Annotated in this window: 8 protein-coding genes, 2 tRNA genes, 3 rRNA genes and 2 pseudogenes; 10 read left to right on the forward strand and 5 right to left on the reverse strand. The window is 61.3% G+C overall.

Annotation, left to right across the window (positions count from 1 at the left end; translation table 11 throughout):
- Nucleotides 1-207 precede the first annotated feature (207 nt).
- The 3 genes and pseudogenes from typA to gnd all read right to left on the reverse strand — a co-directional run.
- Nucleotides 208-2,046, reverse strand: a complete 1,839-nt coding sequence (gene typA, locus M1P90_RS28665) for a translational GTPase TypA (RefSeq protein ID WP_483699125.1) — start codon at nt 2,044-2,046, stop codon at nt 208-210.
- A gap of 200 nt (nt 2,047-2,246) precedes the next feature.
- Entirely contained in the window at nt 2,247-3,782 is a 1,536-nt protein-coding gene (gene zwf, locus M1P90_RS28670; RefSeq protein ID WP_483699126.1) for a glucose-6-phosphate dehydrogenase, read from the reverse strand.
- 88 nt (nt 3,783-3,870) lie between these two features.
- Nucleotides 3,871-4,782 (reverse strand): annotated as a pseudogene (gene gnd, locus M1P90_RS28675) (phosphogluconate dehydrogenase (NAD(+)-dependent, decarboxylating)); the annotation flags it as partial.
- 327 nt (nt 4,783-5,109) lie between these two features.
- On the opposite strand from gnd, the gene glk reads away from it, so the two are divergent.
- The 10 genes from glk (at nt 5,110) to M1P90_RS28725 (ending at nt 14,413) form a co-directional block, all read left to right on the forward strand.
- Nucleotides 5,110-6,096, forward strand: coding sequence for a glucokinase (gene glk, locus M1P90_RS28680; protein WP_483699127.1), 987 nt, complete (start codon nt 5,110-5,112; stop codon nt 6,094-6,096).
- A 41-nt stretch (nt 6,097-6,137) separates the two neighbouring features.
- On the forward strand, nt 6,138-6,737 hold the full coding sequence (locus M1P90_RS28685; RefSeq protein WP_483699128.1) for a GDSL-type esterase/lipase family protein: 600 nt from the start codon (nt 6,138-6,140) through the stop codon (nt 6,735-6,737).
- 100 nt (nt 6,738-6,837) lie between these two features.
- Entirely contained in the window at nt 6,838-7,362 is a 525-nt protein-coding gene (locus M1P90_RS28690; protein WP_483699129.1) for a gamma carbonic anhydrase family protein, read from the forward strand.
- Nucleotides 7,363-7,474: 112 nt separating this feature from the next.
- Nucleotides 7,475-8,062 (forward strand): glucosaminidase domain-containing protein, encoded by a 588-nt coding sequence (locus M1P90_RS28695; RefSeq protein ID WP_483699130.1) that lies wholly within the window; start codon nt 7,475-7,477, stop codon nt 8,060-8,062.
- Between the two features lie 684 nt (nt 8,063-8,746).
- Nucleotides 8,747-10,226: ribosomal RNA gene (locus M1P90_RS28700) — 16S ribosomal RNA — on the forward strand.
- Nucleotides 10,227-10,468: 242 nt separating this feature from the next.
- A 23S ribosomal RNA gene (locus tag M1P90_RS28705) occupies nt 10,469-13,417 on the forward strand.
- 76 nt (nt 13,418-13,493) lie between these two features.
- Nucleotides 13,494-13,609, forward strand: a 5S ribosomal RNA gene (gene rrf / locus M1P90_RS28710).
- The 16S, 23S and 5S rRNA genes sit together here with 2 tRNA genes alongside, the layout of an rRNA operon.
- Before the next feature lie 4 nt (nt 13,610-13,613).
- A tRNA-Met gene (locus M1P90_RS28715) sits at nt 13,614-13,688 on the forward strand.
- A gap of 101 nt (nt 13,689-13,789) precedes the next feature.
- Nucleotides 13,790-13,864 (forward strand) — tRNA-Lys (locus M1P90_RS28720).
- 84 nt (nt 13,865-13,948) lie between these two features.
- A complete protein-coding gene (locus M1P90_RS28725; RefSeq protein ID WP_483699131.1) occupies nt 13,949-14,413 on the forward strand; it encodes a hypothetical protein in 465 nt (154 codons plus the stop codon).
- 114 nt (nt 14,414-14,527) lie between these two features.
- On the opposite strand, the pseudogene M1P90_RS28730 reads toward M1P90_RS28725, so the two are convergent.
- Both M1P90_RS28730 and M1P90_RS28735 read right to left on the reverse strand, forming a co-directional pair.
- Nucleotides 14,528-15,415, reverse strand: a pseudogene (locus M1P90_RS28730) (recombinase family protein); the annotation flags it as partial.
- Complete coding sequence (locus M1P90_RS28735) at nt 15,390-15,605, reverse strand: hypothetical protein (protein ID WP_483699132.1); 216 nt, start codon at nt 15,603-15,605, stop codon at nt 15,390-15,392. The gene M1P90_RS28735 and the pseudogene M1P90_RS28730, both read right to left, overlap by 26 nt.
- Nucleotides 15,606-15,630: the final 25 nt, after the last annotated feature.

Raw genomic sequence — 15,630 nt, forward strand, 5'->3', positions numbered from 1 at the left:
CTGAGTACAGGGAAATGCATTTTCCAGAGTACTTCGTGTCTTTGTGGCAAACTCCTGGCTTGTTTCTGGCGGCTTACGCAGGCTTTCTCAAACCCGCCCAAATCTGCGGCATCTGCGTCATCTGTGGATGATTTCGGCTCCCCAGAATCAACAAAGCGCGCGGCCCGCCAAGCGGAACCGCGCGCTTTGTGCTGCCGAAAGAAGCGATTAGCTTGCGCCCGCCATCGCCATCTCGCGGCGCTTCTGGTCGCGCTTGCGGTCGTCGGCGCTGAGGATTTTCTTGCGCAGGCGGAAGCCCTTCGGCGTCACCTCCACAAGCTCGTCGTCGCCAATATACTCAATCGCGTCGTCGAGGCTGAGCACGCGCGGCGGCTCCAGGCGCAGCGCCTCGTCCGCGCCCGACGAGCGCATGTTCGTCAGGTGCTTTTTGCGGCACACATTCACCTCAAGGTCGCGGCTGCGGATGTGCTGGCCGACCACCATGCCCTCGTACACGTCGGTGCCGGGCGTGATAAAGAGCTGCCCGCGCTCCTGCGCGCCATACAGGCCGAAGGTGGTGGCGGTGCCGCTTTCTGACGCGATCAGCGAGCCGTTGTTGCGGGTGTTCAGCTCGCCGGCCAGTGGCTCGTAGCCCATGAACAGCGAGTTCACAATGCCCTCGCCACGCGTTGCCGTCAGGAAGGTCTGGCGGAAGCCAAGCAGGCCACGCGTTGGCACGTGGAACACCATATGCACCGTGCCGTCGTCGCGGTAGCTCATATCGCGCATCACGCCGCGGCGCGCGCCCATCAGCTCGATGACGGTGCCCTGGTACTGCTCGGAAACCTCGATCTCGACCTGCTCGATTGGCTCCAGCTTCTGCCCATCGACATCCTTGAAGATCACTTCGGGCCGCGAAACCTGAAACTCATAGCCTTCGCGCCGCATCGTTTCGATCAGGATGGTCAGGTGCAGCTCGCCGCGCCCGCTCACCGAGAAGGCGTCGTTGGTGTCGGTATCGGCCACGCGCAGCGCGACATCACGCTCCAGCTCGGTATACAGCCGCTCGCGCAGCTTGCGCGAGGTTACGTGCGTGCCTTCGCGGCCAGCAAACGGGCTGTTGTTGATGCTGAAGCTCATGCGCACGGTCGGTTCTTCGACAGCGATTGTGGGCAGCGCCTCGGGGAAATCGGCGTCGGCAATCGTGTCGCCAATGCCGGCCTCGGGAATGCCTGCCAGCGCAATAATGTCGCCAGCCTCGGCTTCTTCAACCTCGATGCGCTCAAGGCCCTGGAAAACGAAAAGCTGGTTGATTTTGGCCGGCTTCAGCGCGCCAGTGCGGTCGATATGCGCCACCGCCTGGCCGCGCCGAATCGCGCCGCGCAGCAGTCGCCCAATCAGGATTTTGCCTTTGTAGGCGTCGTGGATGGTGTTCGTCACCAGCAGCTGGGTCGGCTCGTCGGGCTTGGTTTCGGGTGGCGGCAGCTGGTTGAGAATCGCCTCGAACAGCGGTTCCAGCGTTTCGTACATTTTTAGCGGCGAGCGCCCGGCCTGACCGGTCAGCGCGTTGGTGTAGATCGTGGCGAATTCGGCCTGCTCGTCGTTCGCGCCCAGGTCGACAAACAGGTCGAAGGTTTCGTTGACGACATGGTTGGGCCGCGCGTTCGGGCGGTCGACCTTGTTGACGACGACGATCGCGCGGTGGCCGGCCTGCAGGGCCTTGCGCAGCACAAAGCGTGTCTGCGGCATCGGGCCGTCCATGGCGTCGACCAGCAGCAGCACGCCGTCCACGAGGTTCATCACCCGCTCGACCTCGCCGCCAAAGTCGGCGTGGCCGGGCGTGTCGACGATGTTGATCTTCACGTCTTTATAAACAACGGCGGTGTTCTTCGACATGATGGTGATGCCGCGCTCGCGCTCAAGGTCGTTCGAGTCCATCACGCGCTCGGCAACCTGCTGGTTGTCGCGGAAAATGTGGCTCTGGCGCAGCATCGCGTCGACCAGCGTGGTCTTGCCGTGATCGACGTGTGCGATAATCGCAATATTCCGAATGTCTTTTCGTTGCATCTTCTTCGCAAAAAATACCTCGACCACAGTGGGTCGAGGCTGTGTTTAATAAACTGCGCGCAGTGTACCACAGAGCCGGGGGTGCGTCAAAGCGTAGCAAACTTTAATTGGACGCAGACGCGCGCGGAGAACACGGATAATGGCTGCCTGAAGCCATTGCCTCGCGTTTTTCGGCGTTCATCCGCGTCCCATCAAAAATCCTACGGCTTGTGCCACGCCCGCCCATCGCGTTCAATCAGGGTGTCGGCGGCCTCGGGGCCCCAGGTGCCCGGCCAGTAGGGCGCGGGCTTGGGTGCGTGGCCCTGTGCCCAGCCTTCCATGATCGGCGTGATCAGCGACCAGGCGGCTTCCACCTCATCGCGGCGGATGAACAGCGTCGCGTCGCCCAGAATGGCATCCAGCAGCAGGCGCTCATACGCCTCGGGCGATTCTTTCCCAAAGCCCTCGCCATAGTTGAAGCCAAGCTCGACCGGCTGGAGCTGCAGCGATGCGCCGGGCGGCTTCAGGCCGATGCACAGGTTAATGCCTTCGTTTGGCTGGATGCGCAGCGCCAGCACATTTGGCTCCATGGCCTGGTCGGGGCCGCTGTGGCCGGGGTGGTCGCCGTTGTGTGAAAACAGCATCAGCGGCGGCTGGCGGAACTGAATGCGCACCTCGGTCAGGCGCTGCGGCAGCGATTTGCCGGTGCGCAGGTAGAAGGGCACGCCCGACCAGCGCCAGTTGTCGATCGCCAGCTTCATGGCCACAAAGGTTTCGGTGATCGAGCTGCGCGCCACGCCCGCTTCGTTGCGGTAGTCGGTGTACTGCCCGCGCACGGTGAACTGGCCGGTTTCCTCAGCCGCAATCGGGCGGATGGCCTGCAGCGCCTTGACCTTTTCGTTGCGCACGCCGTCGGCGGTAAAGGCGGCCGGCGGCTCCATGGCGATCAGCGCCAGCACCTGCAGCATATGGTTCTGCACCATATCGCGGATCGCGCCGGCCGTGTCGTAGTAGCCGCCGCGCCCTTCCACGCCAATCTGCTCGGCCACCAGAATCTGCACATGGTCGATGTAGCGTCGGTTCCATAGCGGCTCGAAAATGCTGTTGCCCAGGCGGAAGGTCAGGATGTTCTGCACCGTTTCCTTGCCCAGGTAGTGGTCGATGCGGTAGACCTGCGTTTCGTCGAACACGCCCAGCACATGCGCGTTCAGCTCCTCGGCGCTCGCAAGGTCGCGCCCAAACGGCTTTTCGATGATGATGCGCGTCCAGCCGTTCGCGCCGCGCCGCCCCGCTGTGCCGTTCAGGCCCGCTTCGCCCAGGCGCGTCACAATGCGCGGGTAGGCGTCGGGCGGCGTAGCGAGGTAAAACAGGCGATTGCCCTGCCCCGGCTCGATGCCGCGCTCGGTGTCCAGCCGGTCGAGCAGTTCGCGCAGCCCGGCATAGCCCGCCGGGTCGTCGAATTCGGCGGTGTGATAATGAATATTGTTTGCGAACGCTGCCCACTCACCCGCGTCGACCGGCTGCGTGCGCGAGTGTGCCGCAACGCCCGTGTGCATTTCCTCGCGGAACTGCTCGTCGCTTTTGTTGCGGCGCGCAAAACCAACCAGTGCAAAGCCTTCGGGCAAGGCTTTTTCGTGCTGCAGGTTGAACAAGGCCGGCACGAGCTTGCGCTGCGTCAGGTCGCCCGATGCGCCGAAAATTACCACGGTGCAGGGCGCGGCCTGCTTCGCCGCTTGCGCAGACGGTGAGGAGGGCATAAACGCTCCTTCATTTACGATTTGGGATTTACGATTTACGATTGAGGAAGCCAGCAATCGTAAATCGTAAATCGTCAATCCAAAATCACTACTGGGCTTTTTTCACCGCGTGCCCGCCAAAGCCGCGCCGCATCGCCGCCAGCACTTTCGCCGCGAACGACTCGGGCTGGCGCGAGTGGAAGCGCTCGAACAGCGAGAGTGTGATCACCGGCGCGGGCACATCCAGCTCCATCGCGGCGTGGATCGTCCAGCGCCCTTCGCCGCTGTCGTCCACATAGCCCTTCAGGCTGGTCAGGTCGGGGTCGTCCTTGAAGGCGTCCACCGTCAGGTCGAGCAGCCACGAGCGCACCACACTGCCATAGCGCCACGCCGACGAAATGTTGTACAGGTTGAGGTTGAACTCTTTCTTGGCGCGCATGATCTCAAAACCTTCGGCGTAGGCCTGCATCATGCCGTACTCGATGCCGTTGTGCACCATTTTGACGAAATGGCCGCTGCCAACCGGCCCGCAGTGTACATAGCCATCGGGCGGGGCCAGTGTTTTGAAGGCTGGCTCCAGCCGCGACACCAGCTCGTTCTCGCCGCCAACCATGATGCAAAAGCCATTTTCCAGGCCCCACACCCCACCCGAGGTGCCCTGGTCGATGTAGTTCAGGCCGTGCTCTTTCAGCATCTCGGCGCGGCGCATGTCGTCCTTGTACATGGTATTGCCGCCGTCGATAATCGTGTCACCCGGTTCCAGCAGCGGGATGAGTTGCAGAATCATCTGCTCGGTCACATCACCCGCCGGCAGCATGATCCAGACTGCGCGCGGCGCCTGGAGCTTTTCAACCAGCTCGTTGATCGAATAAGCCGGCTCGGCACCCTTGGCAGCCAGCGCATCAATCGGCTCGTGGCTGCGATTGTGCGCCACAACGCGGTGCCCATTGCGCAGCCAGCGCTCGGCCATGCCCGCGCCCATGCGGCCCAATCCGGTAATTCCAATCTCCATCGTGCGGCTCCTTTTGCTGTATGCGTTAGACGCCCGGCATTATAAACCCGCTGGCTGGGCGGCGGGTAGAACTACTTGTTTTTGCGATGCGCCCGCAACGCGCGGATGAACCAGCCTATATTCTTGTTTCGTGCTTCTCTGCGGCTTTGGGTTTGGGTCTGGGCGTATAGCAATACGCCCTTCTGCGGTTCTCACGCCTCACAGGCTTTGTCTCGCTTCCTGCGCCTTTGTTACAGCCACTCGACAAAGTTCGCCCTGCGTTGTAACATTTGGCAACCGCGCGCGACCGAATAGTGCATTGGCTTGCAATGCGCCTGGCTTGAGCAGGAGGCCCGTATGTTGCTGGCAGGTGATATTGGCGGCACCAAAACCGTTCTGGCTGTGTATAATCACGATCAGGGCCTCGCGGCTCCGCTGGCGACGGCAACCTTCCCCAGCGGCGGCTACCCCAGCCTGGAAGCGGTGGTTCAAGCCTTCCTCAAAACGCACGAGTACCCGATCGAGCACGCCAGCTTTGGCGTCGCCGGGCCGGTGCTCGCTGGCCGCGCCGAAGTCACCAACCTGCCCTGGAAAATGAGCGAAACTGGCATGGCGGCCGAGCTGAATTTCCGCGCCGTGAAGCTGCTGAACGACCTGGAGTCGATTGCGTATGCCGTGCCGCACCTCGCCCCCGCCGACCTCCATGCGGTGAATGCTGGCAAGGCGGTTGAGGGCGGCGCGATTGCCGTGGTTGCGCCGGGTACCGGCCTGGGCGAAGCATTTCTTACCTATGAGAATGGCCGCTACCGCGCCCACCCATCCGAAGGTGGCCACGCCTCATTCGCCCCCAACGACCCGCAGCAGCTCGAATTGCTGCGCTACCTGCAAAAGCGCCTGGGCCACGTCAGCTGCGAGCGGGTGTGCTCGGGTCTGGGCCTGCCCAACATTTATGCCTTTCTGAAAGACAGCGGTTTTGCGGAAGAGCCGGCCTGGCTAGCCGAAAAGCTGGCCGCCAGCAAAGACCACACGCCAGCGATTGTGGAAGCCGCGCTCGACGCCGCCCGCCCCTGCCCGCTGTGCATCACCACGCTGCGCCTGTTTGTCGCCATCCTCGGCGCCGAAGCTGGCAACCTTGCGCTGAAAGTGCTGTCGACTGGCGGCGTATATATTGGCGGCGGCATCCCACCGCGCATTCTGCCCGTGCTCGAGCAGCAGGATTTCATGCAGGCCTTTCTCAACAAAGGCCGCTTTGCCGACATGCTCCAGCGCATGCCGGTCAATATCATCCTGAACCCCAAGGCTGCCCTGCTTGGCGCGGCTTCGTATGGCCTCGCCGCGTGGTGAGGCGGCACATCTGTGTAATCTGCGTAATCTGTGGATAATTCTTGATAGCAGACGACATCAGGATTTGTTTCGTTGGCGATTCCTTCGTCAACGGCACGGGCGACGAAACCGCGCTTGGCTGGGTGGGTCGCGTCTGCGCGCTGGCGTATGCGCGTGGCTTCCCGATCACGTCCTACAACCTGGGCATTCGTCGCAACACCAGCGCCGATATTCTGGAGCGCTGGGAAAATGAGTGCTCCTTGCGCCTGCCCGCAGGCTGCGACAATCGCGTGGTGCTTTCCTGCGGTGTCAACGACAGCATGATCGAAGGCGGCGCGCTGCGCGTTGCGCTCGAGCAATCGCGCGCCAATGTTCGCGCCATCCTGCGCGCCGCCAGCAGGTACCCGCTGCTGATGGTTGGCCCGCCGCCAATGCCCGAAGATGCGCAGAACGAACGAATTTCCGCTCTTTCACGCGCCTTTGCCGACGAATCTGCTGCGCTTGGCGTGCCATTCATCGAGCTGTTTTCTCCGCTGGTCTCGGATGCCGCGTACAAGCAAGAAGTTGTGAGCAATGATGGCGCGCATCCCCGCAGCGGCGGCTACACGAAAATCGCGAACATCATCGCATCATCACCGAATTGGTGGTTTCACACGCTCTAGCGCAATGGCGAGAAGCAGGAAGAAACCTGGTTCTGCGGTTCTGCGGTTCCTGGTCTGGGCGTATAGCAATACGCCCTTTGTCGGCTCTTGAGGCTCCTTTATGCCAAACACGCACTTCCCCGATCTTGGCGATCATCTTGAAATCGACCCGAGCGCATTCGTCTCGCCGCATGCCTATGTGCACGGCACCGTCTGCATTGGCGCGCACTCCAGCGTCTGGCCTATGGCAGTCATTCGCGGCGACAAAGCGCCAATCGTGCTGGGTGAGCGCACCAATATGCAGGATGGCAGCGTGCTCCATGCCGACCCCGATGCGCCGCTTTCCATCGGCAATGGCGTGACAATCGGGCACGGTGCGATTGTGCATGGCTGCACCGTCGCCGACGACGTGCTGATCGGCATGGGCGCGGTGATCCTCAACCACGCGCAAATTGGTGCAGGCAGCCTGATCGCGGCGCGCGCGCTCGTCACCGAAGGCATGGTTGTGCCGCCCGGCTCGCTGGTTGTTGGGATTCCCGGCACCATCAAGCCACTGCGCGCCGACCAGCTCGAACGCATTCGTCGCAATGCCCAAAACTATGTCGATCTGGGTGCGCTCTATCTCAAGCGCGCCGCCGAGACATAGTGCAATCGGCTATCGAACCGCACAGCAACTGCAACACACACCCTTCTTCTCACGCGCTATCATCGGCACATACCTCTACAGTGAACCAAGTTTGTAGGAAAGGATGTGCGCCATGGCTTTTTCCGCTGATAGCCCGATCCTCAGTGCGTCGCGCCAGGGCAGCTCCGAGCAATGCGTCCGCTTCATCATGGCGCGCCCCCACGGCGAATACAACGAAGTCGATGTAGCTGGCTCGATCGTCCCGGCCTATTTCGCCGTTTGTGCGTCTGTTGGCATGGAGCCAGTGATGCTCATCGCCCAAATGATCCACGAAACCGGCAACCTCAGCTCCTGGTGGGCGCAGCGCCCGCGCCGCAACCCGGCCGGCATTGGCGTCACTGGCCGAACCAACGCCGCGCAGCCAGTCTCGGGCATCTGGGCAATCAAAAATGGCGCGTGGGTAGAAGGCGTTTCGTTTGAAAGCTGGAAGGATTCCTCCATTCCCGCGCACGCTGGCCGTCTGCTCGCCTATGCCCTGGGCGATGCGCAAAGCAACCCCGCACAGCTCGATGTGATCAAGCGCGCGCTTGGCTACCGTCCTCTGCCGGCAAGTTTTCGCGGTGCCGCCCCAAGCTGGCGTGGCTTGAATGGGCGCTGGGCCGTGCCTGGCACCACCTACGCCGACAAAATCGCGGCAATTGCCAACGCCATCATCGCCTGATTTGGGAGTCGTTTCGCCTAGTTCTCCGAAAACTGCCAAAAACTCGCGAAAACTCATTTCGGAGCAAGCTTTGCTCGCGCTATTCATTTGCCGCATCCTGATGCGATACATGAACGAATTTGTGCGATTCGCAAAAGTGTTTGACAAGTACGGGGGTGGATGGTATACTCCGCCTCGTTGCGAACGACCCCCGGCACGATGGCGATGAGCCAAACCGCCGCTCGCCGCAACGCGAAAGTGGAGACGAAACACCGGTTTGACAAACCGTCACTCCTGTGCTACACTCCGCGACGTTGCGAACGACCCCCGGCGACCTGAGTGAACTGCTCACGAGCCGCTCGCTGCAACGCCGAAGCGGAGATGCAACACCGGTTTGACACGTCGTCAACCCTGTGCTATACTCTCCCTCGTTGTTTCGCCGTCGTCTCACCGCTCACGCGGTAGACGTAACAAACAGGTCAAGGCGCTCTCTTTCCGCGAAACGCGCTGGCCGGGTGGCCAGAGACGTCGCCAGGTGTCCGCCGCGTCAACTGCGTGCTGGCCCCTGGTTTTTTTGTTCGCCTTCGCCCTGTCCACGGCACCCTGTACCTTCACAACTGAATCGTGATGATGCACACGTTCCCGTCCTTTTCTTTCTTTTTCTCGCCAGGGTCGTGGGTGGTGCCGCTTCGGCGCTCCATTCACTGCATGAAGAGTTTGATCCTGGCTCAGGACGAACGCTGGCGGCGTGCCTAATGCATGCAAGTCGCACGGAGAGCCTTCGGGCTCTGAGTGGCGCACGGCTGAGGAACACGTGGGAATCTGCCCGACCGTGGGGGATAACGCGCCGAAAGGCGTGCTAATCCCGCATACGCTCGCAAGAGGAAAGCAGCAATGCGCGGTCGGAGGAGCCTGCGGCCCATCAGGTAGTTGGCGGGGTAACGGCCCACCAAGCCACTGACGGGTAGCTGGTCTGTGAGGACAACCAGCCAGACTGGGACTGAGACACGGCCCAGACCCTACGGGAGGCAGCAGCAAGGAATTTTCGTCAATGGGCGCAAGCCTGAACGAGCAACGCCGCGTGGAGGATGACGGCCTTCGGGTTGTAAACTCCTTTTCCGGGGGATGATTGTGACCGTACCCCGGGAATAAGGCTCGGCTAACTCTGTGCCAGCAGCCGCGGTAAGACAGAGGAGCCAAGCGTTGTCCGGATTGACTGGGCGTAAAGCGCACGCAGGCGGTTGGGCACGTGGGGTGTGAAAGCGGCCCGCTTAACGGGCCGAGGCCATCCCATACGGCCCGACTTGAGCCTGGCAGAGGTTCGTGGAATTGCCGGTGTAGTGGTGAAATGCGTAGAGATCGGCAGGAACACCAAGGGGGAAACCAGCGAACTGGGCCAGAGCTGACGCTCAGGTGCGAAAGCGTGGGGAGCGAACCGGATTAGATACCCGGGTAGTCCACGCCGTAAACGATGAATACTCGGCATCTGGGGGGCGATATTCGTCCGCCGGGTGCCCCAGCTAACGCGGTAAGTATTCCGCCTGGGAACTACGAGCGCAAGCTTAAAACTCAAAGGAATTGACGGGGGCCCGCACAAGCAGCGGAGCGTGTGGTTTAATTCGACGCAACGCGCAGAACCTTACCCAGGTTTGACATGGCACTGCAAGCCGGTGAAAGCCGGTCGCCTTCGAGGGTGTGCCACAGATGCTGCATGGCTGTCGTCAGCTCGTGTCGTGAGATGTTGGGTTAAGTCCCGCAACGAGCGCAACCCCTACGGTCAGTTACCTGTGTCTGGCCGGACTGCCCATCTTGGGAGGAAGGCGGGGATGACGTCAAGTCCGCATGGCTCTTACGCCTGGGGCGACACACACGCTACAATGTCGGTGGCAATGCGCAGCGACCTGGCAACAGGGAGCAAATCGCCAATCACCGACCCAGTGCAGATTGGGGGCTGCAACTCGCCCCCATGAAGGCGGAGTTGCTAGTAACCGCGTATCAGCCATGGCGCGGTGAATACGTACCCGGGCCTTGTACACACCGCCCGTCACGTCATGGGAGTTGTCAATGCTTGAAGTCCGTGGGCCAACCGTTTCGGCGGAGGCAGCGGCCGAGGGCAGGGGCAGCGACTGGGACGAAGTCGTAACAAGGTAGCCGTACCGGAAGGTGCGGCTGGATCACCTCCTTTCTAGGGAGACCTTCGCGAGAAGGCGAACCCACAACACTCACCCGGCGAGCGGGGAGTGAGAGAATGGGAACAACGGCGTCATCACGATTCAGGGGTGAAGGCCCTGCAGCAGCTCCTCGGAGCCGCTGTTGTACCTTACCAAGTGCAGAGATACGAAATGACATCAAAGCGTCAGCGCTTTCTGTGAAGGAAGCGACTGATGCGCGACCGAGCATCATTTTCGTCCATATACGTCTTCCTTCAGGGAAGACAGAATGAGCAGAGGGTGGATGCCTCGGCGCTGCGTGCCGAAGAAGGACGTGGCATTGCTGCGATAAGCGGGGGGGAGCCGCGAGCGGGCGTTGATCCTCCGATTTCCGAATGGGGCAACCCCACAGCCTTTGGCTGTGACCGCCGATTGGCGGAGGGCACCGGGGGAACTGAAACATCTCATGTACCCCGAGGAACAGAAATCATCCCCGTAGTAGCGGCGAGCGAACCGGGGGAAGCCTAAACGAGCCGCGTGCCAAGCCGGCAGGCCTTGCGCGTCTCGGGTTGGAAGACTATCCGCTGAGAAGCTGCCGCTTCTCGCAGGTGCGCAACCGTGCAGGGAAAGACGTCTGGAAAGCGTCGCCACAGACCGTGACAGCCGGGTACCCGACCCACGCCGTTGCTCCTGGGATAGCTCTTGAGTAGCGCCGGACACGAGAAATCCGGCGTGAAGCTGGGGGGCCCACCTCCCAAGGCTACATACACGCAGTGACCGATAGCGCACAGTACCGTGAGGGAACGGTGAAAAGCTACCCCGGCGAGGGGAGTGAAATAGATCCTGAAACCGTCTGCTTACGTGCAGTCGAAGGGCGAGACCTTGTGTCGCCTGACGGCGTGCCTTTTGGAGTATGATCCGGCGAGTTACCCTTCGTGGCCGGTTAAGCCAGTCATAGGCGGAGCCACAGCGAAAGCGAGTCTGAATAGGGCGCGTGTCGCGGGGGGTAGACCCGAAACCGCTTGAGCTATCCATGGTCAGGCTGAAGCGTCCGTAACAGGACGTGGAGGGCCGAACCGGTGTAGGTTACAAACTGCTCGGATGAACTGTGGATAGGGGTGAAATGCCAATCGAAAGCGGAGATAGCTGGTTCTCCCCGAAATGCATTGAGGTGCAGCCCGGATGTAGGGGCTGCCTGAGGTAGAGCACTGTTGTTGTGCGGGGGCTTCACCGCCTACCAAGCGACGGCAAACTCCGAATGCAGGCAGCACACCACCGGAGTGAGACAGTGGGCGCAAACGTTCATTGTCAAAAGGGAAACAACCCAGACCTGCAGCTAAGGTCCCGAAATCCATGCTGAGTGGCAAAGGATGTGTCGTTGCACAAACAACCAGGAGGTTGGCTTAGAAGCAGCCACCCTTGAAAGAGTGCGTAACAGCTCACTGGTCGAGTGACGGCGCGCCGATAATCCAGCGGGGCAAAGCATGGTACCGAAGCTCAGGATGCAGCCATTTTGGCTGCGTGGTAGGGGAGCGTCGGCAGGCCGGCGAAGCGGTAGCGGAAGCCAACCGTGGAGGCCTGTCGAGTGCGAATGCCGGAACGAGTAACAGAGAAGGGGAGTGCGAACCTCCCCCACCGGAAGCCTAAGGGTTCCGCCGCAAGGGTGATCCGCGGCGGGTTAGTCGGGCCTAAGCCACACCCCAGCGGGTGATGAGCGATGGACAACTGGTAGATATTCCAGTACTATGGTTTATTCGTTTGACCAATGCCGGATGCTGATGGGGAACCGCCGCGGCGAGACGTGCGCCGTCCAAGCTGGTAGGGAGGCACAGGTTAATCCCTGTGTCGGTGACCGAGAGGCGAGAGCGAGCGGGGGTAGCAATACCCACCGCAAGGGGGGGCACCTAGGCAGTCAAGAAAGGCCGGCTCGGGAGAATAACCGTACCCGTACCGCAAACCGACACAGGTAGGCTGGCTGAGCAAGCTAAGGTGGACGAGTGATCCCGGGTTAAGGAACTCGGCAATTTACCCCCGTACCTTCGGTAGAAGGGGGGCTCCTGGCGGTGACCCGCCTTGCGCGGCGAGCGGCTGGGAGCGGCACAAACCAGGCCCAGGCGACTGGATAACAGAACCACAGGTCCCTGCTGAAGTCGTAAGACGACGTATAGGGGCTGATGCCTGCCCAGTGCTGGAAGGTTAAGGGGAGGGGTTCACGCTCCGAACCGAAGCCCCAGTGAACGGCGGCTGTAACTATAACAGTCCTAAGGTAGCGAAATTCCTTGTCGGGTAAGTTCCGACCCGCACGAAAGGCATCACGATCTGGGCAGTGTCTCGACCCGGGGCTCGGTGAAACTGCGATCACGGTTAGGACGCCGTGAACCCGTAGCAGGACAAAAAGACCCCATGGAGCTTTACTACAGCTTGCCATTGGATGCGGTCTACGGCTGCGTAGCATAGGTGGGAGCCTTTGATCCGGCCCTTGCGGGGGTCGGGGAGGCAGCAGTGAAATACCACTCTGTCGTAGATTGCGTCCTCACGCGCGAAAGGTGCGGACCGTGGCTGGTGGGTAGTTTGTCTGGGGCGGACGCCTCCCAAAAGGTAACGGAGGCGCGCAATGGTCCCCTCACGCGGGATGGCAACCCGCGGTTGAGTGCAAAGGCACAAGGGGGCTTGACTGCAAGGCAAACAGGCCGCGCAGAGACGAAAGTCGGCCTTAGTGATCCTACGGCCCGGAGTGGAACGGCCGTAGCTTATCGGATAAAAGCTACCCTGGGGATAACAGGCTGATCCTGCCCAAGAGTTCACATCGACGGCAGGGTTTGGCACCTCGATGTCGGCTCGTCGCATCCTGGGGCTGGAGTCGGTCCCAAGGGTTGGGCTGTTCGCCCATTAAAGCGGCACGCGAGCTGGGTTCAGAACGTCGTGAGACAGTTCGGTCTCTATCCGCTACGGGCGCCTAGTGTATTGCGCGGAGCTGATCTTAGTACGAGAGGACCGGATTGGACGGACCGCTGGTGGAGGAGTTGTGGGACGACCTGCAGGCTCCGTAGCTATGTCCGGAAGCAAGAACCGCTGAAAGCATCTAAGTGGGAAATGCGCCGCAAGATGAGTACACTCACGGGCTTGGCCCGGTAAGTCCCCCAGGAGATGACTGGGTGAGCGGCTGGAGCTGGAGGCGTGGCGACACGTGGAGGCGACCAGTGCGCATGGACGAGGGCTTCCCTGGGGGAAGACGTGTACGGAAGATGATGCGCTGCTTGGTCTGATGTCATTTGGTATCTCGGCACTGGCCCCTGAGCCAGTGGTGTGCGAGAAGCGCTGTGGTCCCACCCCGTCCCATCCCGAACCGGGTCGTGAAACGCAGCAGCGCCGATGGTACTGGCGGGTTGCCCGCTGGGAGAGTAGGTCCGTGCACCCTTCATCGCGGCGTGGAGCAGTGGCAGCTCGTCGGGCTCATAACCCGAAGGTCGATGGTTCGAATCCATCCGCCGCTACCAAAGGAACCTCCAGCATAGCAGCTTTCCTGGCTGATGTGCTGGAGGTTTTGAATATCATCAGCTTGCGTGTATCGTAAAGCCGGTTATAATACCCATCGTGTGGGCTGGTAGCTCAGTGGTAGAGCAGCGGCCTTTTAAGCCGAGTGTCGTGGGTTCGATCCCCACCCGGCCCACCAATCGACAACTTGTAAAGATTGCTCGTATACCGCTTGCAGAAGCGGCCATGCTCGCAACGTCGGTCGAATTGCGAAGAGAGCGTCGTGTCTGAGGTACACCTGGTCAACCAGCTGTACCAAGATGGCACGGCGCTCTTCGGTTGTTGCCTCCTTGATGATCGCTGGGAGATCGCCCAGCAGCGATGCGACGCCGCGCAGATCGGTGACGGGCAGAGCCGCAGGCGCTGCCGAGAGCTGTTCGCGCAAGCTGTCTCGGTCACGCTCATACTGCTCGTCGGAGATCAGGCCATCCTGATACAGCCGGCCCAGCCGCTTGAGTCTGGCCTCAAGCGCGGGCCGGTCGATCTGGCCTGGTTGCGTTCGTTTTACAATCGTCTGAGCGCGGACCAGCGCCTTATCCTGCCAATCCTTTGGCAGGCAGAGCAAACTGATCGCCTGAAGGATACGTTGCTCACTTGCCTCAGCAGGGCACCAGTGCGCATTACAGTGGCTGCCGGAGGCCCGCCCGCTACAGCGATAGTAGCAACGTGGCGTGCAGAGGTACCATAGGCGCGCGCCGCAGTTCGAGCAGTAGGCCAGGTCGATTAGCATGGCCTGCTGTCGCTGCACCGGCTCGATGCTGGTTCGCCCGCCCATCGGTGATTTGGCGGCGCGGGTGCTGCGGATCGCCTGCGCAGCGTCCCAGGTCGCGCGGTCGATCAGTGGTTCGTGTGCGCCCTCAACCGTTGCGCCAGCGGCGGTAATATTCCCGATGTAGATCGGGTTCTGGAGCAGCTCGACCACGCCATCCTTGTGGAATGGCATGCGCGTGCCATCGGGCTTCGGCCAGGTGTAACCACGCTCGTTCAGCTTGATTGTGACGGTACGCGCGCTCTCATTGCCGGAGGCATAGAGCCGAAAGGCGGCCTGCACAGCTTCGCGATCAGGCAGGTGGGATGATGGCTCAAGCTTGCCGTCGGGTCGGCGCACGTAGCCGACGGGAACCGGGCCGACATGCCGGCCCTGGCGCGCCTCTGCCCGGCGAGTGTCACGCATACGCTCGCTGAGCTGATCGGAATAGGCTTCGGCCGCGACCGCCAGCATCCCGAATGTCATCCGGCCAGCCGCGCTCTTCCGGTCGATCGGCTCGGTCGCGCTGGCGATCTGAACGTGATGGCGCTCAAGCTCAGCCGCTGCCTGGTATTGCACCAGGGTTTTGCGAGCGAAGCGGTCGAGCTTGTAGACCAATACCACATCAAAGTGCTTCTGCTTGGCATCTAGCAGCATCTGCTGAAAGGCGACGCGTTTCTCCAGCTTTTCACTGTACGCGCTGCGCCCCGGCTCAACATAGACTTCAATGATCTGCCAGCCCTGCCGGCTGGCGTAATCGCGGCAGGCGCGCAGCTGATCGTCCAGGCTGACGCCTTTGACCTGCTGCCGCCCGCTGACTCGAATGTAGACTGCACACCGCATATCGTACCTGTTGGCCTCGGAGCACACCGTGATCCGCACATCTGTTTCCCGCCACCATTCTAGCACGAGTTCTCTATCCGGTAAAGGATAGATCTTCATTCTTGTATGGCTCTGGTTGAGTAGGCTCGGCGGCGATTTCACTGTCCTTGGTGGCGCGCCGCTGCACAATCGCCACCGCGACGCGCGCAAGCGTGTCGAGTAGTGGCGTGGGGTCGGCGTCTCTACCGCGCGGGGGGAGTAGGATCGGCGCAGGATGAGCAGGCGTTTCTGTTGTCCGCTCGGGTGCCATGGCTTGCTCCTTGGGATGCCTTTCG

It is taken from the genome of Kouleothrix sp. 19917 (genome assembly GCF_057073505.1).

Coding starts and splice junctions, on each gene's coding strand:
- typA (WP_483699125.1), bottom strand. CDS start 2,046: ATGCAACGAAAAGACATTCGGAATATTGCGATTATCGCACACGTCGAT.
- zwf (WP_483699126.1), bottom strand. CDS start 3,782: ATGCCCTCCTCACCGTCTGCGCAAGCGGCGAAGCAGGCCGCGCCCTGC.
- glk (WP_483699127.1), top strand. CDS start 5,110: ATGTTGCTGGCAGGTGATATTGGCGGCACCAAAACCGTTCTGGCTGTG.
- M1P90_RS28690 (WP_483699129.1), top strand. CDS start 6,838: ATGCCAAACACGCACTTCCCCGATCTTGGCGATCATCTTGAAATCGAC.
- M1P90_RS28695 (WP_483699130.1), top strand. CDS start 7,475: ATGGCTTTTTCCGCTGATAGCCCGATCCTCAGTGCGTCGCGCCAGGGC.
- M1P90_RS28735 (WP_483699132.1), bottom strand. CDS start 15,605: ATGGCACCCGAGCGGACAACAGAAACGCCTGCTCATCCTGCGCCGATC.